Source organism: Paenibacillus methanolicus, assembly GCF_008124765.1.
Taxonomy (GTDB): Bacteria; Bacillota; Bacilli; order Paenibacillales; family Paenibacillaceae; genus Paenibacillus_Z; species Paenibacillus_Z methanolicus.
This window is the reverse complement of record NZ_VNHS01000011.1, coordinates 168,371-185,964: the sequence shown is the minus strand read 5'-3', so window position 1 is coordinate 185,964 and position 17,594 is coordinate 168,371. Positions and strand designations below refer to the sequence as shown.

The following is a 17,594-nucleotide window of genomic DNA, read 5'->3' as shown; positions in this document are numbered from 1 at the left end:
GCTTGATTAGCCGCTCTCTGTGCGAGAAACAGGGCGGCCATTCACCAAACCATGAGAGCAGGAGGAGCCAACGAATGAGCGAACAACTGCAAATGTATATCGACGGTCAATGGGTGGACGCCTTGTCGGGCGAAACGCGGGAGATCGTCAATCCGGCCAGCGGCGCGGTCATCGCGGTAGCGGCCGAAGGGAACGCGGACGACGCGCGCCGGGCGATCGCGGCGGCGCGTACCGCCTTCGACGAGGGCGAGTGGAGCACGACGCCGGCGGCCGAACGGGCAAGGCTCATCTTCGAGCTAGCCCGGCTGCTCGAGGCGGAGAAGGACGAATTCGCGCGGCTCGAGGTGCTCGACAGCGGCAAGCCGCTGCGCGAGGCGGCGGGCGACGTGAACGACGCGGTGGCCTGCTTCCGTTACTATGCCGGACTTGCGACGAAGCCGCACGGCCAGACGTACGAGGTCGCCGATCCGATGCAGGCGATCGTCGTCCGCGAGCCGATCGGCGTGTGCGGCCAGATCATTCCGTGGAATTATCCGCTGCTCATGGCGGCGTGGAAGCTCGCGCCGGCGCTGGCCGCCGGCAACACCGTCGTCTTCAAGCCGGCGGAGATCACCCCGGCGACGGCGGTGAAGCTGTTCGGTCTCATCGAGCGCGCGGGCTTCCCGGCGGGCGTGGCGAATCTCGTGCTCGGCGCGGGCGCGACGGTCGGCCATGAACTGGCGGAGAGCGACCAGGTCGACAAAATCGCCTTCACCGGCGGCACGGCGACCGGACGCAGCATCATGCGGGTCGCGGCGGGCAACATGAAGAAAATATCGCTCGAGCTCGGCGGCAAGTCGCCGAATATCGTGTTTGCCGACGCGGATTTCGAGACGGCGGTCGAATACGCGATGTTCGCGATCTTCGCCGGGCAAGGCCAAATTTGCGCGGCGGGTTCTCGGTTGCTGCTCGAGGAGAGCATTTACGACCGGTTCATGGAACGGCTGACGGAACGGACGAGGGCGATCGTCGTCGGCGAAGGGCTGTCCGAAGATACCGAGATGGGACCGCTCGTCTCCGAGGCGCATTTGCGCAAGGTGCTGGACTACGTAGAGATCGGCAAGTCCGAGGGCGCGCGGCTCGTCTGCGGCGGCAATCGGCTGACGGAAGGCAAGTACGCCGGCGGTTATTTTATGGAGCCGACGATCTTCGCCGATACGACGCCGGATATGCGCATCGTGCGCGAGGAAATTTTCGGACCGGTGCTCGTCGTGCAGACGTTCAAGGACGAGGCGGAGGCGATCCGCTTGGCGAACGACACGATCTACGGACTTGCGGGGGCGGTGTTCACGAACAACGGCGCGAAGGCGCAGCGGGTCGCCCGCAAGCTCCGCGCCGGCATCACGTGGATCAATACGTACCACCCGACTTATAACGAAGCGCCGTGGGGCGGCTACAAGCAGAGCGGCATCGGCCGCGAGCTCGGCACCTTCGGCTATGAAGCCTATACGGAAGTGAAGCAGATCAATACGAATCTACAGGTCGAGCCGCTCGGCTGGTACCGCGGGTAAGGAGTATGAGATAATATGGCGACAGAACGCAAATTCGCGTCCATTAAAGGTCCCTTGCCGGGACCGCGCACGGCCGTGCTGCTCGAGCGCCGCTCGGCGGCCGTCTCGCTCGGCGTCGGCAATAATTTCCCGCTGTTCGTGGAACGGGCGAGCGGCGCGCTGCTGACCGACGTCGACGGCAACACGTTCCTCGATTTCGTCGGCGCGATCGGCACGATCAACGCCGGGCATTGTCCGCCGGAGGTCGTGAAGGCCGTTCAGGAGCAAGCGGAGAAGTTCCTTCATACGAGCTTCCACGTCGGCATGTACGAATCGTACGTCGCGCTGGCCGAGAAGCTGGCGGCGATCACGCCGGGCGACTTTCCGAAGAAGGCGCTGCTGCTGAACAGCGGGGCGGAGGCGGTCGAGAACGCGGTGAAGATCGCGCGGAAGTACACCGGCAAGCCGGGCATCGTCTCCTTCACGCGCGGCTTCCATGGCCGGACGCTGCTCGGGATGAGCCTAACGAGCAAGGTGAAGCCGTACAAGTTCAAAATGGGCCCGTTCGCGCCCGCGACCTACAAAGCGATGTACCCGTATCCGTATCACCGGCCGGCGGCGATGACGGAAGAGGAATATGCGCGCTTCTGCGTGCGGCAGTTCGAGGACTTCCTCCTGACCGAGGCGGCCCCGGAAGAGATCGCGGCGGTCATCATGGAGCCGGTGCAGGGCGAGGGCGGATTCATCGTACCGCCGAAGCTGTTCGTCCAAGGCGTGTTCGAGGTATGCAAACGGAACAACATCTTGTTCATCGCCGACGAGATTCAGACCGGCTTCGGCCGGACGGGGCGGATGTTCGCGAGCAGCCATTTCGGCATCGAGCCGGATCTGATCACGGTGTCGAAGTCGCTTGCGGCGGGACTTCCGATCAGCGGCGTCGTCGGCCGGGCGGAGCTGCTGGACGCGGCCAGCCCGGGCGAACTGGGCGGCACCTACGGCGGCAGCCCGCTCGGCTGCGTCGCGGCGCTCGCGGTCATCGAGCAGATGGAGCGGGAAGGGCTTAGCGACCGCTCGGAGGTCATCGGCGAGCGCATTCGCGGGTATTTCGAGGCGCTGCAGGAACAGTATCCGATCATCGGCGACGTCCGCGGTCTCGGCGCGATGTGCGCGGTGGAGTTCGTCGAGCCCGCGACCGGCGAGCCGGCGAAGGCGTTCGTCGCGAGTTTGCTGCGGGCCTGCTACGAGAAGGGGATCATCCTGCTCAGCGCGGGCGTGCACGGCAACGTGGTTCGCTTCTTGACGCCGCTCGTCATAACTGACGAGCAGCTGGCCGAGGGACTTGATATCATTAGCGAAGCGTTATCGGAGATGTACGCGAAAGCTATATAATAAGCGATGCTGGCCAGCCATGGCCCGGACAGCCCTGTTACGGCGCGTCGGGATCGGCTGGCCGCTGTCGTTGGCAGCAGGGGCAATCGAACGAGAGAGGCAAGGAGGAATCATTCTTATGAAGAAACAGTTGCTCATCGGCGGCGCTCAGGTCGAGACGGCCGACTATACGATCCTTTATGCGCCTTATTCCGGCGAAGCGATCGCCGAGATCGCGAATGCCGGTCTTGCCGAGGCGGACCAGGCGATCGAAGCGGCCGTCGCGGCGCGCCCGGCCATGCGCCGGATGCCCGCGCATCAGCGTGCGGCGATCTTGTACCGCGTCGCCCAACTGCTCGGCGAGCGCAAGGAGGAAGCGGCGCGGTTGATCGCGCTCGAAGCGGCCAAGCCGCTGAAGGCGGCATATGCCGAGGTCGATCGCACGGTGCAGACGTACTTGTTCGCGGCCGAGGAAGCGAAGCGGCTGCACGGCGAGACGATCCCGCTCGACGCCGCGCCGGGCGGGGAAGGCCGCCTCGCGTATACGACGCGCGAGCCGATCGGCGTCGTCGGCGCGATCACGCCGTTCAACTTCCCGATGAACCTCGTCGCGCATAAGCTCGGTCCGGCGTTCGCCTCCGGCAACGCGGTCGTGCTGAAGCCCGCGCCGCAGACGCCGCTGTCCGCGTTCTACATTGCGGGGCTGTTCGCCGAAGCGGGGCTGCCGGCAGGCGCGCTGAACGTCATTACCGGCGACGGCAAGCTGCTCGGCGAGAAGATCACGACCGACCCGCGCGTCGGCGCGATCAGCTTCACCGGCAGCGCCGCCGTTGGCGCCTCGATCCGCGCGATGGCCGGGTTGAAGAAGGTCACCCTCGAGTTGGGTTCCAACGCGGCGGTCATCATCGACAAAGACGCCAATCTGGATGCGGTCGCGGCGCGCTGCGCGGTCGGCGCGTTCTCGAACCAAGGGCAGGTGTGCATTTCGCTGCAGCGGATTTACGTGGTGGAGGAGCTGTACGAGGCGTTCGTCGCGAAACTCGTCGCGGCGGTCGGCCAGCTGAAGGTCGGCGATCCGCTCGATCCGGCGACCGACGTCTCGGCGCTTATCGCCGGACGCGAAGTGACGCGCACGCTCGGCTGGATCGCCGAAGCGGCGGAGCGCGGGGCGACGGTCGCCTGCGGCGGAACGGCGGAAGGCGGCGTCCTGCTGCCGACCGTGCTGTTGAACGTGCCGCCGGACGCGCAGGTGTCGTGCAAGGAAGCGTTCGCGCCGATCGTGCTGGTCGGGAAGGTCGGCTCGATCGACGAGGCGATCGCGCTCGTGAACGACTCGCCGTACGGCTTGCAGGCGGGCATTTACACGAACGATCTGCGCACCGCGCTCGACGCGGCGGACGCGCTGCACGTCGGCGGCGTCATGATCAACGACATCCCGACGTTCCGCGTCGACCACATGCCGTACGGCGGCGTGAAGGAGAGCGGCCTCGGACGCGAGGGCATCAAATACGCGATCGAGGACATGACCGAGCTGAAGCTTGTCGTTATTAACCGGAATTAGCGGTGGTGGGGAGAAGCCATCCAGGGGCGATTGCCTTGGGGTGGCTTTTTGGCGCGCAATAGAGGTGCTCATCCCACTATAGCGGGGGATCGACTGGGGTCTCATGCAACAGCGGCCTCCCGCCGACCGTTGCGCCACCGCTACCCAACGCGCGCCGCTTCATGATACGATGGTGCCGATAAAGGTGGCGACGGAAGGAAGGCAGCAGCTGATATGAACAATGAAGCAAGCCGTAATATAGGCCGGTTCGAAGCGGTCTTTTTTGATTTGGACGATACGATGTACGATTCGCTCTCCCCGTTCCGCAAGGCGGCCTTGGCGGTGCTGGCGCTGCCGGCGGATTTCCCGCTGGAGACGGCGTACCGGCGGGTGCGCTACCACAGCGACCGGCTCTGGGAGATTTACGCGGAGGGACACATGGAGCTGGAGGAGATGCGGGTACAGCGCGTCATTTTGGCGTTCCACGAATTTGGCCTTACGGTGTCACGCGAGCAGTCGGCGGCGGTGCAAGCCCGTTATATCGAGGAGCAGGGGCGGATCGAGTTGTCGGACGGCGTACTCGAGGCAATCGCGCTCGTGCGCGAAGCCGGGCTGGGGCTGGGCATGATTACGAACGGACCGGTCGAGCATCAGATGGCCAAGATCCGCGCGCTCGGATTGGACCGCATCGTGGCGGCCGACCGGATTTTCATCTCGGACGGCGTGGGGATCGCGAAGCCCGACCCGCGGATTTTCAAGCATGTCAGCGACGTGACCGGGCACGCGCAGGCGGTATGCCTATACATCGGCGACTCGTGGCGCAACGACATCGCAGGGGCGATGGAAGCCGGTTGGCGTTCGGTCTGGCTGAACCGCCGCGGCGCCGCGCCGGATACGGATCATGCGCCGCATGCGGAGATTCGCGACATCAGCGAACTGCCCACGCTGCTGAAGACGTGGCTGTAATCGCTTTAATTAAACAACGAGACGAACCGGCCGCGAGCGTGAGCCGGTTTTTCGCGGGTTTAGGCAAAAAATGACCCGCATCGCTGCGGGTCCAAGTCTTACTCTATTATAAAGGGGGGTCGTTGGAATTAAGTATAGGCGCCGAACCTTAAACGAAGCTGAAGTCGGGCTTATGATAACCTTAAAGATTGGTTACAGAAATGTGACCCGCGGTAGACGAGATACGGAACCGTCTGCAACAACGGTTGCTCGGCAAGCAATTGAGAGCAAGAAGGGCAATTCACGGATGAGAGGGAAGTGTGTGAAAGGATGAAAATGTGGGCAGCGTGGATCGTAGTCCTTCTCATTCTGTCGGGTTGTCTTGCAAATAAGACGAACGCAGCATCCCGCAACGACAACATGACGGGTATGAGTACCGATAACATTTCTTTCGACCGGGTAGTAGAAGCATTAAATGAGGAGGGAGTAGAGCTGCTGCCCTTCGGCATAGCTCGTGAAAGTGCCGATCATGAAACGATGTCCCCGGCAGACCCGTCCTTCACGGGCGATCGGGAACTTGAACTGCATCAGGTCAAGCCCAACCGATTCACGGTGGGAAGACCCGAGGTGGATCAAAACAATGTGGAAGAATTGTATATTTATATCTATGACTCTGCCCAATCGCGTGAAAAAGGCCAGCTTGAACTAACCCAAGCAGCCCCGTCGAACGGTTCCCCCAGGTGTTCGCGAACAAGAATATATTGATGTTATATTGGCCGCATTCCACTGAAATCAGCTTCAATGATGCTCTAGATGAGGCTGTGCATTCATTCCGATAACGCTACCTTGCAAGAGGATTCAGCTCCGCGTATCTCAAGCCGTCCGATCTCTAACCGTGATACCGCGAAGAAACGCTCGTACAATTAAAGGGGAGCCAGCCTTCGGCCGGACTCCCCCTTCGTTATTACGCTTGCTCGCCGCTCTTCTCCTTCTCCAGCGCATCCAGCGCCGCGTCGATCAGCGTATCGAACAATTCGTCGTTTTCCTCGATCTGCTCTTCCACCTTGTTGATCTGGACTTCTTTGCCCGGGCCGCTCAGGAAATTCAGGCTGTACATCCAGTCCTCGCAGTTTTTGCTCTTGAGCGTCAGCTCGTAATCCGATTTGTGGCCTTCCACGGCAAAATGGACGAAGCCCAGGTAGCCGTCCTCTTTCCCGGTGTATTTCAATTCCGCTTTCAAAATCGTGATGTTCATCGCCATCATCCTCTCCGTATTGTCGGGCCGCTTAAGGCCAATATGAACTACATTCGTCGTTTACCTGTCGTTTCCGCCCGTCGGCATGCAACTCGAACGCCTCTTATTCCCGCTGGCTCCGCTCCGCGATCAGCTCCGACGGCAGCCTTCCGACCGTCCGCTTGAACGTCCGGTTGAAATAAGACGGGTCGTTGTAGCCGAGATGCTCGGAAATTTCCTGCACGGTCAGCTGCGAGTGGCGGAGCAAGTATTGTGCCGTCTTCATCCGCTTACGATGGACGAAATCGCTGATCGTCAGCCCCGTCACGCTGCGGAACAGCGCGGCGGCGTAGTTCGGGCTGACGCCGACGCAGCGGCCGAGCTCCAGCTTCGTGATTTTCTCCCGGTAATGTTCGTCGATATACCGCTTCATCCGCTCGGCATGCTGGACGGTCGACGGCATCCTAGCCCCGGAATCGACTTCCCGGTTAATCAGGACGAGCACTTCCGCCAGCAAGGCGCTGCATAGCACGGAATAGTAAGGAGCGCGCTCGTTCCAGTGTCCGGTCAGCTGCAGCAGTTTCTCGTCGATGAGCTCGGGCATGCGGGTTGTCCACGCAAGCGGCGCAAGCGCCCCGAGCAGCGGCAATTGGCTGGCTACCTCGGCGGTCGCGGGGCTGAACCGGACGGCGATCGCGTCGCGTATGCCGCCTTCGCCGCTGAGCTCGTACAACGTCCGGCCGGGCGGCGCGAGCATAAGCTCGTTCTTGCCGCAGACGTAGGCTTTGCCGGCGATCTCGAGCGTCACGCGTCCGAACCGGACCCACAAGAAGAGGTAACTATCATTACCCAACCGGCGCCGGTCCTGACGAAGAACGCCTCGTTCTTCGCCGATATGAAAAATACTGAACAATAGCGTCGCCTCAATTATTATCGGACTATAGTATAACTACTGTACTATAGTTCATCGATCTTGAACAGCCGCTCCTATACAATTGAACTAACGATAGACAAAGAACGATAGCATTTGACAGGAGTGGACAACGCAATGAAAAAAACACAGATCGTTTGTACGATGGGACCGGCTTGTCTGAGCCCGGAGATGCTGGAGAATATGATCGATGCAGGCATGAACATCGCCCGCATGAACCTGGCGCACGGCGAGCTGGACGATCACCGGAACCGGATCGTACTCGTGCGCGAAGCCGCTCGCAAGAAGAATACCACAATTGAAATCATGCTGGATATCAAAGGACCGGAAATTCGCACGGGCAATTTGGCGGAACCGTCGTACCTGCTGCAAAGCGGCGCTACGCTGACGCTGACGACGGAGCAAATTGCAGGGACGATCGACCGGATTTCGGTATCCTACGATTTGTCGAAAGACGTTCAAGTCGGCTCGCGCATCATGATCGACGACGGTCTGATCGAGCTGGCCGTCGAGCGCATCGAAGGGACGGACGTCGTCTGCACGATCTTGAACGGCGGCATCATCAAATCGCGCAAAGGCGTCAACCTGCCGGGCATTCGCACATCGCTGCCGGGCGTAACCGAGCGCGATAAGCAGCATATCCGATTCGGCATCGAGAACAACGTCGAGATCATCGCGATGTCGTTCGTGCGCCGCGCGGAGGACGTGCTCGAAGTAAAGAAGATGCTGGCCGACGCGGGCGCTTCCCACATTAAAGTCATGTCCAAAATCGAGAACCAAGAAGGCCTCGACGAGCTGGAAGCGATCATCGCGGCGTCCGACTCCATCATGGTCGCGCGCGGCGATCTCGGCGTCGAGATTCCGATCCAAGACGTGCCGATCGCGCAGAAGCAAATGATCGCCGCGTGCAACAAAGCCGGCAAATTCGTCGTAACGGCGACCCAAATGCTCGAGTCGATGCAGCAGCAGCCGCGCCCGACGCGCGCCGAAGCGGGCGACGTCGCTAACGCGATCTGGGACGGCACGGACGCGGTCATGCTCTCCGGCGAGACGGCGGCCGGGAAATATCCGCTCGAAGCGGTTCGCACGATGGCCGCGATCGCGGTACGCGCCGAGGAAGTCCGGTACGCGCGCGCCGAGCGCGAAGCCGTGCTGGCTTAATCGCCGGCGGGTTACCTCGAACGATCGAACTATAGAAGCAAGTAGGCAACAGCGCTGCAGGTCGTGCGAATAGCACCCTGCGGCGCTGTTTTTTTGCATGCAAGCATGTATGCGTTTCCCATTCCGCGCAAGGTACCCCGGCAAAATGCCGCATTCGGTCCGGTTGCCCCGGCAAGCCTCTTCGTATAAAGTTAAAGCGAAGGGTTTGCAGGAGAAGAGACGGACCTCTTTACAATTAGAAGATAGGCGGTTGAAGCATGCACGTACTAACGGTTGATCATATAACGAAAAGCTATGGCGAGAAAATGCTGTTCGAAGACGTCACGTTCGGCATCGAGGCCGGCGATAAAATCGGCATTATCGGCGTCAACGGAACGGGCAAGTCCACGTTTATGAAAGTCGTGGCGGGGCTGGAGCAGCCGGATTCCGGCTCGATCATGACCGCCGGCGGCGTCACCGTGCAGCTGCTTGCGCAGGATCCTCCTTTCGATCCCGAAGCGACGGTGCTTGCGCACGTGCTCGCGGGCGATTCCGAACCGATGAAGGCGGTGCGCGCGTATGCCGAAGCGCTCGCCGCGCTGGAACTGAACAGCGGCGACCCGTCGCTGCAGGAGAAGCTTGTCCGCGCCAACCAGCGGATGGACGAGCTGGACGCGTGGACGATCGAGAACGAGGCGAAGACGGCGCTGACGAAGCTGGGCATCTTGCGCTTCGACGCCAAGCTCGGCACGTTGTCGGGCGGCCAGCGCAAGCGGGTCGCGATGGCCGCGGCGCTGATTCAGCCGGCCGACGTGCTGCTGCTGGACGAGCCGACCAACCATATCGACAACGAGTCGGTCGCCTGGCTGGAGCAAATGCTGGCCAAGCGCAAAGGCGCTTTGCTTATGATTACGCATGACCGGTATTTTCTAGACCGGGTGACGAACCGGACGCTTGAATTGGACCGGGGCAAGGCGTATTTCTATACGGCGAACTACACCCGCTTCCTGGAGCTCAAGCTGGAGCGGGAGGAGCGGGATGCGGCTTCGGAGGCGAAGCGGCAGAACCTGTTCCGCAATGAGCTGGCCTGGATGCGGCGCGGGGCGAAGGCGCGGACGACCAAGCAGAAGGCGCGCATCGAGCGGTTCGAATCGCTGAAGGACGCGGCGCCCGAGAAGGCATCCGGCAAGCTGGAATTGTCGGTGGCATCCGCGCGGCTGGGTAAGAAGATCGTGGAGATCGAAGCGCTGACGAAAGCGTTCGAAGGACGCGCGGTTATTCGCGACTTCAGCTATATTGCCGTGCCGGAAGATCGCGTCGGCATCGTCGGGCGCAACGGGCTCGGCAAGTCGACGCTGCTCAAGCTGATCGCGGGCCAACTGGCGCCGGACGCGGGCACCGTGGAGCTGGGGCCGACCGTCCGGCTGGGCGTTTTCTCGCAGGAGCGGGAAGAGATGGACGACACCGTACGGGTGATCGACTATATCAAGGAGGGCGCGGAACGGATCGCGACGGCGGACGGCTCCTCGGTATCGGCGGGCCAAATGCTGGAGCGCTTCCTATTCTCGCCGACGATGCAGTGGTCGCCGATCGGCAAACTCTCCGGCGGCGAGAAACGCCGGGTGCAGCTGCTGCGCGTGCTGATGGATGCCCCGAACGTACTGCTGCTCGACGAGCCGACGAACGATCTGGACATTCAGACGTTGACCGTGCTCGAGGACTATCTGGACGACTTCCCGGGCGTCGTCTTCGTCGTCTCCCACGACCGGTACTTCCTGGACCGGACGGTCGACCGGATTCTCGCCTTCGAGGGCGAGGGCGTCGTGACGCATCATGTCGGCAATTATACGGAATATGCCGATCACAAGGCGGAGGAGTCCGTCCGCAAGGCGCAGGCCGAGACCGCCGCCAAACCGGCGGCGGCGCCAGCGGCTTCGACCCGTTCGGCGGAGAATGCCGGACCGACGAAGATGTCGTACAAGGAACAGAAGGAATTCGAGACGATCGACGATACGATCGCGAAGACCGAAGAGGCGCTCGCGGCGGTCGCCAAGCGGATGGACGAATCGGGCAGCGACTCGATGCTGCTGCAGCAGTTGGTGGCCGAGCAGGAGCAGCTCGAAGCGAAGCTGGAGGAGCTCATGGACCGCTGGGCGTATTTGAATGAGCTGGCTGAGCAAATCGCGGCAAACAAGCAACGGTAACCGCCGCTAAAACAAGCGGCGGATGCCGTGGCTAACAACGGTAACCACGTCAAACAAGCGGCGGATGCCGTGGCTAACAACGGTAACCGCGGCAAACAAGCAACGGTAACCGTGGCTGCAGCGTTAACGGCGCGAAATTTTAACGCAACGAACGATTCATGCGGCGAACGGCCGCGATGGACGGCGAAAGGGGAGAGCCGCGTGCCCGGCGACGGGATGCGGCTCTTTTCCGTGTGCGCCGTGGCGGAGATCGGCTTGCGGACGAGGCTGTTAGGCAGACGCGTCCCCGGCCAGAAAATGATTGACGCCTAAAGGAAAAAAGTGCTAAACTACGCTAAAACCAAGTAAATTAATGTGAATTATTTGAATTTAGCGCAAGCAGGGATTTGCAACCGGTCGAAGAATACCAATATGGAAGTCGCATCCAAGAATCGGCACAATCGCGTTCCTAATTTCAAGACGAAAAGGGGATTACACGATGAGCGACAAACCGAATTACGAATTGGAAACGCTGGCTGTACACGCAGGGCAGGATTTTGATCCGACGACGTTGTCCCGGGCGGTTCCGATCTATCAAACGACTTCGTATGGCTTCCGCGATACGGATCATGCGGCTAACCTGTTCGCGCTGAAGGAATTCGGCAATATCTACTCCCGCATCATGAACCCGACGACGGACGTGTTCGAACAGCGGATCGCGGCGCTGGAAGGCGGCGTCGGAGCGCTCGGTCTCGCATCCGGTCAGGCCGCGATTACGTTCTCGATTCTCAATATCGCCGAGGCCGGGGATGAGATCGTCTCTTCTTCCAGTCTCTACGGCGGGACTTATAATTTATTCGCGCATACGCTCAAGAAGCTCGGCATTAAAGTGACGTTCGTCGATTCGAGCGATCCGGAGAACTTCCGCCAGGCGATCACCGACAAAACGAAGGCGCTCTACGGCGAGACGATCGGCAATCCGAAAGGCGACGTGCTCGACATCGAGGCGGTGGCGGCCATCGCCCACGAGAACGGCATTCCGCTAATCGTCGACAACACGTTCCCAAGTCCGTATTTGCTGCAGCCGATCAAGCACGGAGCGGACGTCGTCGTCCATTCCGCGACGAAATTCATCGGCGGCCACGGCACGTCGATCGGCGGGGTCATCGTGGACGGCGGCACGTTCGATTGGGCGGCGAGCGGCAAGTTCCCGGGCTTGACCGAGCCTGATCCAAGTTACAACGGCGTCGTCTATACCGAAGCGGTCGGTCCGCTAGCGTATATTATCAAGGCGCGCGTCCAACTGCTACGCGACCTCGGCTCCGCGTTGTCGCCGTTCAATTCCTTCCTGCTGCTGCAGGGGCTGGAGACGCTGCATCTGCGGCTGGAGCGCCACAGCCAGAACGCGCTCGAGGTCGCCAAGTTCCTGGAGAACCATGCCGACGTAGCGTGGGTTAGCTACCCGGGCCTCGCGAGCCATCCTTCGCACGCGCTGGCGCAGAAGTATTTGCCGAATGGCCAAGGCGCGATTCTTGCCTTCGAGATCAAAGGCGGCATCGAGGCGGGCAAGAAGTTGATCCATGCGACGAAGCTGTTCTCGCATTTGGCCAACGTCGGCGATTCGAAGTCGCTGGTCATCCATCCGGCGAGCACGACGCACGCGCAGCTGAAGCCGGACGAACAGCTGGCCGCAGGCGTTACGCCGGGGCTGATCCGCTTGTCGATCGGCACGGAATCGATCCGCGATATTCTAGCCGATCTGGAACAGGCGATCGCGCTCAGTCAGCAGGCGCCTCAGCCGGTATAATCGCGTCGCCACTGCCGTTACGGAATCGGCAGGCGGAGCAAGCCCGTTTATCCTCGCTTGAGGATAAGCGGGCTTATTTCGCGCGTCCAGAGGCGAGAGCGTCTGCGACACGCCTATAAATCATCTTGTATTTCTCCGGAATGAAACTTGCTGCCGGTAGGCGTCATGCTGTTCAAGGCGTTTTAGTCTTGTATCTCGTGCCACCGCCAAACGAGCATGTCGGGCTTCAAGCCGTTGCAGTAACGACAGTCCATCTTGCGATTACGATCAAAAGCCCATTCGGCGCTCCTCTCGGACCGCGAATGGGCTACAGGCATTCATGGCGTCAACTGCGGGGCGGAGAGAGGCGATGCTTCGGCCGATTAGCGGCCGTTGAACGCCGACAGCATCCACACGTGCTTCTCCAGCGTGCTGTGGATCGCGAGCAGCATGTCGGCCGTCGTTTCGTCTCCGGCTTTCTCGGCTTTCTCCATGCCGTCCTTCAGCTCGTCGATGACGGTGCCGAAGTCGGCGATCAGCGTATCGACCATTTGCTCCGCGCTTTCGGTGCCCTTGGCTTCCTTGATGCTGGCGGTGTCGAGGTACTGCTTCATCGTCGCCTCCGGCTTGCCGCCGATCGCCAGCAGGCGCTCGGCCAGCTCGTCGACGTGCAGCGCCGCTTCCTCGTAGAATTCTTGGAATTTCACGTGCAGGGTGAAGAACTGCGACCCTTTCACATACCAGTGGAAGTTGTGCAGTTTTACATAGAGAACGCTCCAGTTCGCTACCTGTTTATTCAGAATTTCTTGCACGCTTTTCGTCGCCGTTGCTGTTGCCATAACTCAACACTCCTTTATCGATAGGTTGGACTACTTTTCATTTACACCGGCGCCGCGGCCTTGAATCGTTAGACGGCGGTCGCTTTTCGTTCGAGGTAATGCTCGCAGCGGATTGCGGCCAGACAACCCGCCGCCGCGGCCCGGAGCGGGTGGATGTCGCGGGATGCTTGACTGCCGTAACCAACGAAAATGGCCGGATGGCAGACTGTCGGCGTTCCCGGCGTCGCCAAGAAGATACTCTTCCCGACGAACGGGGGCCGTCCCTCGACCGGCATGCCGCCGCCGATGCGCCGCGGATGCGGTGAAGAACTGCTTAACGTTGGTTGCGGCCTCATGGTGTCGGCTTTCATGCGAACCTTCAAGCCGTGCAGGCCCAACTCGCCCGGGATGACTTCGATCGGCGTCATGTCCATCGCCCATCGCGTGGTTGGATTGGCATATGCGCGTTGTTTCATGCGGCGTTGAACGAGACGGGCTTCGGAGGCGAAGCGCGTCAGGAATAACGCGTCATCGCTGGCGTCATCGCCGCCGCCGGCGACGAACAGCTGATGCCCCTGTATGAAAAAGCCGTCGCCGCCCGCGAAAGCTGTTTCGCCGAGCTCCTCCTGCGGACGCCCGCCAAGGATATCCATATCGTGCGCCAATTCGGCGTCGGATATGATGACCGTTCGCGAAGATATTGTAATGCCCGGCTCCAGCTGGAACCGCAAGGGAGCGCCTGACGTCATCGCCGCGCGTCCGGCGCGAAACCGAACGCCCATTCTAATGGCCTGCGCGCGCATCATGGCGAGCGTGTTGTTGCTCGTCACGGGCTTGTCGAATTCGGAGGAGTCGCTACCCGTTGTCGGCAGGGACCGTCCATCGGGATGCGCGCTCTCTAAGATAAGGGGCTTGCAGCCGATTTGGGCAAGGTATATGGCGGCGGCCAGGCCGGAAGGGCCGGAGCCGAGTATGACGACGTTTTCCATCAGGTGATTCCTCCAATCATGCTGCTCGACGGTATGTTCGCTTATAACCGAATAGTATCTAAAATAAATCCTAAATTAAAATTATTATAAATAAGTAAAAATGTCAACAATAAAAACGCCTCGCTCTTCAGCCCTCACGCACACGTCGCATAGGGAGAAAAGGAGGCGCTATGAGAGGAGGATGCAGGCTGAATTCGGAAGGGGAATTAGCCTTTGACTAGCTTGACGACGTATTCGCGCGTTCTTGGGCCGTCGAATTCGCAGAAGTAGATTCCTTGCCATCTGCCGAGCAGCAGCTTGCCGTCTTGAATAATAATCGTTTGCGAAGAACCGGTCGTGATCGCTTTCAGATGAGAGGCGGTATTGCCTTCGGCATGGCGATATTTGGGATGCTCCCACGGATAGACTTCGTCCAGCCGCATCAGCACGTCGTGTTTGACGTCGGGATCGGCGTTCTCTTGGATCGTGATGCCGCCCGTCGTATGCGGGCAATAGACGACCGCGATGCCCTCGCGGACGTTCTCCTTGGCGATGATCGAAGCGACCTCGCGCGTAATGTCGATCATTTCATCGCGGCGGGATGTTCGCAGGTTACGGGTAATCAGCATAGCAAGACACTCCTTCGCAGGTTGAGATTGTTCAATCAAGCGCGTAATGGCGAGCACTCCCACAAGTTTGTCACGATTTGGGAACGGAAGTCAAATGACGGCGCTTGCGGCGGGGAAGCTTTGAAACTTTGAAAATGGGGCGGCTGCCGGCCGGCGGCGGGTTGAGCGGCTATGGATGTTGGGTTCGGAGAAGAGTAGAATGGAGGTTAAGCGAATTACCTTTTGCGGGGAGGACAAGAAGTTGAGCAAACGCGTACGCAAAGCGATCATACCGGCCGGGGGACTCGGCACCCGGTTCCTGCCGGCGACGAAGGCGCAGCCCAAAGAGATGCTGCCGCTGATCGACAAGCCGGCCATCCAATATATCGTCGAGGAAGCCGTCGCCTCGGGCATCGAGCGCATCATGATCGTGTCGGGACGGAACAAACGGGCGATCGAAGACCATTTCGACAAATCGTACGAGCTGGAGGCGGAGCTTGAAGCGCATGGGAAAGCCGAGCTGTTGGAGCTCGTGCGCGGCATCTCGCATCTGGCCGATATCTGCTATATCCGCCAGCGGGAGCCGCTCGGTCTCGGACATGCCGTGCTGAGCGCGCGCAGCTTCGTGGAGAACGAGCCGTTCGCCGTCCTGCTCGGCGACGATATTCTGCAATCCGATCCGCCGTGCCTGAAGGCGATGATCGATCTGCATCGCGAGCGCGAGACGTCGGTCGTGGCGCTAATGGAAGTGCCGTGGGATCAAACGCATAAATACGGGATTGCCGAGCTGCACCCGCATTCCACCGCGCTCATCCGCTCGCTCGTCGAGAAGCCGGCGCCGGGCGAAGCGCCGTCGAACCTCGCCGTCGTCGGCCGCTACGTGCTCGAACCTGCGATCTTCGAACTGCTCGAGAAAGCTCGGCCGGGCAAGGGCGGAGAGATTCAGCTGACGGACAGCCTGCAGCAGCTGGGCTTGGCGAATCCGCTAGCCGCTTACCGGTTCGGAGGCACGCGGTACGACGTCGGCGACAAGCTTGGCTTCGTGCAGGCGACGATCGATCTGGCGCTGAAGCGCGATGATCTGGCGGACGATGTCCGCGCCTACTTGCTGGAGAGGCTGAAAGCTTAGCTGGAACCCGCCGCCTGCTCGGAAGCGGGCGCTTGAATTGTCGGCGGGCGAATTGAGTCTGAATGGTTACAAGAGCCGTGGCATTGCCGCGGCTCTTGTCTGTTTTGGGGCAGAGAGCGGGTCAACTCGACATGAGAAGCATGAAGCAGATGAAGCGTTTATCGGCCCAATCGTGTTGGTTAGGCTTTTACAATTATGTACGTACAAGTTGGCGGCATGATATACTTCAATCATACAAGTTGGATTATGCGAACTGTGAGGTGCCACGTGAAGGAACAGCTACCCCCTAAGTATAGGCAGTTGAAGGAACAAATCATTTCGTGGATCGCCGCTGGACAGTTCCGCCCGCACGACAAGCTGCCGTCCGAGCATGAGATTGCCGCCCAATCCGGGATGAGCCGGCAGACGGTGCGCCAGTCGCTCGGCGACCTCGAGGCGGAGGGTTGGCTGTACCGGGTGCAGGGAAAAGGGACGTTCGTCGCCGACGCCATGCCCGAGAACAACCGGAAGACGGCGGAGCCGCTGGGCTTGACGGTCGGCCTGATGACGACCCATATCTCGGATTATATCTTCCCGACGATCGTACGCGGCGTGGAATCCGCGCTGCGCGCGCAGGGTGCCCGGCTGCTGCTCGCCAGCACCGACAACGAGAAGGAGAAGGAGCGCGAAAGCCTGGAGTCCATGCTGCGCGAGCCGCTCGGCGGGCTGATTATCGAGCCGACCAAGAGCGCCGAAGGCAACCCGAACTTCGACTATTTTCTGGCCTTGGAAGCCCGAGGCATCCCGTACGTCATGCTTAACGAACGCTATAGCGACGTCGACGCGCCTTGCCTGAAGGTGGACGACGAGCTGGGCGGTTACCGCGCCGCCGAACATCTCGCGGAGCTTGGCCACAAGCGGATTGCCGGCTTCTTCAAGACCGACGACTTCCAAGGCGTCCACCGGATGCGCGGCTTCATGCGCAGCCTGCGGGAGCGGGGGCTGCCGCTCACGTCGGGAAGCCTGCTCCGCTATACGACCGAGGAGAAACTGACGAAGCCGGCCGAATCGCTCGAGTCGCTGCTGGCCCTGGGGCCGGGCGAGCGGCCGACGGCGATCGTCTGCTACAATGACGAACTGGCGGTGCGCCTGCTCGATATCGTGCGCCGCAGCGGGCTCTCCGTGCCGGGCGACCTGTCGATCGTCGGCTTCGACGACGCGACCCTGGCGACCGCGACGGAAGTGAAGCTGACGACGATCGAGCATCCGAAGACGCGAATGGGCGAGGACGCGGTGGCGGTGCTCATGCGGCTGATCGGCGGCAAGCACGGGCGCGGCGCGCCTTCCGACGTCGTATATGAGCCGAAGCTGATTATGCGGGAATCGACGGCAACCGTCCGGGAGGACGAGCTTGCAAATAAGTAATGACACACTTG

At 60.8% G+C, this 17,594-nt stretch carries 16 protein-coding genes; 11 read left to right on the top strand and 5 right to left on the bottom strand.

The window, feature by feature from the left end; genetic code table 11:
* Positions 1-74: 74 nt before the first annotated feature.
* From BCM02_RS26850 to BCM02_RS26830, 5 genes are all read left to right on the top strand, one after another.
* A complete protein-coding gene (locus tag BCM02_RS26850) occupies positions 75-1,550 on the top strand; it encodes an aldehyde dehydrogenase family protein (RefSeq protein ID WP_148932218.1) in 1,476 nt (491 codons plus the stop codon).
* 15 nt (positions 1,551-1,565) lie between these two features.
* Complete coding sequence (gene gabT, locus BCM02_RS26845) at positions 1,566-2,918, top strand: 4-aminobutyrate--2-oxoglutarate transaminase (protein WP_148932217.1); 1,353 nt, start codon at positions 1,566-1,568, stop codon at positions 2,916-2,918.
* 118 nt (positions 2,919-3,036) lie between these two features.
* Positions 3,037-4,458, top strand: a complete 1,422-nt coding sequence (locus BCM02_RS26840; RefSeq protein ID WP_148932216.1) for an aldehyde dehydrogenase family protein — start codon at positions 3,037-3,039, stop codon at positions 4,456-4,458.
* A gap of 213 nt (positions 4,459-4,671) precedes the next feature.
* The gene (locus BCM02_RS26835) at positions 4,672-5,403 is read left to right on the top strand and encodes an HAD family hydrolase (RefSeq protein ID WP_148932215.1); all 732 of its coding nucleotides are present in this window, start codon (positions 4,672-4,674) and stop codon (positions 5,401-5,403) included.
* 309 nt (positions 5,404-5,712) lie between these two features.
* The gene (locus BCM02_RS26830) at positions 5,713-6,147 is read left to right on the top strand and encodes a hypothetical protein (protein WP_148932214.1); all 435 of its coding nucleotides are present in this window, start codon (positions 5,713-5,715) and stop codon (positions 6,145-6,147) included.
* 199 nt (positions 6,148-6,346) lie between these two features.
* Here BCM02_RS26830 and BCM02_RS26825 read toward each other — a convergent pair whose 3' ends face one another.
* Entirely contained in the window at positions 6,347-6,637 is a 291-nt protein-coding gene (locus BCM02_RS26825; protein WP_148932213.1) for a hypothetical protein, read from the bottom strand.
* Positions 6,638-6,740: 103 nt separating this feature from the next.
* Entirely contained in the window at positions 6,741-7,529 is a 789-nt protein-coding gene (locus BCM02_RS26820; protein WP_148932212.1) for a helix-turn-helix transcriptional regulator, read from the bottom strand.
* Positions 7,530-7,664: 135 nt separating this feature from the next.
* Between BCM02_RS26820 and pyk the strand changes: the two genes are divergently transcribed.
* The 4 genes from pyk to BCM02_RS26800 all read left to right on the top strand — a co-directional run bounded on the left by pyk (position 7,665) and on the right by BCM02_RS26800 (position 12,677).
* Entirely contained in the window at positions 7,665-8,708 is a 1,044-nt protein-coding gene (gene pyk / locus BCM02_RS26815) for a pyruvate kinase (protein ID WP_148932211.1), read from the top strand.
* 257 nt (positions 8,709-8,965) lie between these two features.
* Entirely contained in the window at positions 8,966-10,891 is a 1,926-nt protein-coding gene (locus BCM02_RS26810) for an ABC-F family ATP-binding cassette domain-containing protein (protein WP_148932210.1), read from the top strand.
* A 27-nt stretch (positions 10,892-10,918) separates the two neighbouring features.
* Entirely contained in the window at positions 10,919-11,203 is a 285-nt protein-coding gene (locus BCM02_RS26805) for a hypothetical protein (protein ID WP_148932209.1), read from the top strand.
* Positions 11,204-11,369: 166 nt separating this feature from the next.
* Positions 11,370-12,677 (top strand): homocysteine synthase, encoded by a 1,308-nt coding sequence (locus BCM02_RS26800; protein WP_148932208.1) that lies wholly within the window; start codon positions 11,370-11,372, stop codon positions 12,675-12,677.
* A 362-nt stretch (positions 12,678-13,039) separates the two neighbouring features.
* Here BCM02_RS26800 and BCM02_RS26795 read toward each other — a convergent pair whose 3' ends face one another.
* The 3 genes from BCM02_RS26795 to BCM02_RS26785 all read right to left on the bottom strand — a co-directional run bounded on the left by BCM02_RS26795 (position 13,040) and on the right by BCM02_RS26785 (position 15,071).
* Entirely contained in the window at positions 13,040-13,495 is a 456-nt protein-coding gene (locus BCM02_RS26795; RefSeq protein WP_148932207.1) for a Dps family protein, read from the bottom strand.
* 68 nt (positions 13,496-13,563) lie between these two features.
* Complete coding sequence (locus BCM02_RS26790) at positions 13,564-14,463, bottom strand: NAD(P)/FAD-dependent oxidoreductase (RefSeq protein ID WP_148932206.1); 900 nt, start codon at positions 14,461-14,463, stop codon at positions 13,564-13,566.
* 206 nt (positions 14,464-14,669) lie between these two features.
* Entirely contained in the window at positions 14,670-15,071 is a 402-nt protein-coding gene (locus tag BCM02_RS26785; RefSeq protein ID WP_148932205.1) for a secondary thiamine-phosphate synthase enzyme YjbQ, read from the bottom strand.
* Positions 15,072-15,270: 199 nt separating this feature from the next.
* On the opposite strand from BCM02_RS26785, the gene galU reads away from it, so the two are divergent.
* Together galU and BCM02_RS26775 are read left to right on the top strand one after the other, a co-directional pair.
* The gene (galU, locus tag BCM02_RS26780) at positions 15,271-16,179 is read left to right on the top strand and encodes a UTP--glucose-1-phosphate uridylyltransferase GalU (RefSeq protein ID WP_148932204.1); all 909 of its coding nucleotides are present in this window, start codon (positions 15,271-15,273) and stop codon (positions 16,177-16,179) included.
* Between the two features lie 267 nt (positions 16,180-16,446).
* Positions 16,447-17,583 carry a GntR family transcriptional regulator gene (locus tag BCM02_RS26775; RefSeq protein ID WP_148932203.1) on the top strand — a complete coding sequence of 379 codons (1,137 nt, stop codon included), beginning with the start codon at positions 16,447-16,449 and terminating at the stop codon, positions 17,581-17,583.
* Positions 17,584-17,594: the final 11 nt, after the last annotated feature.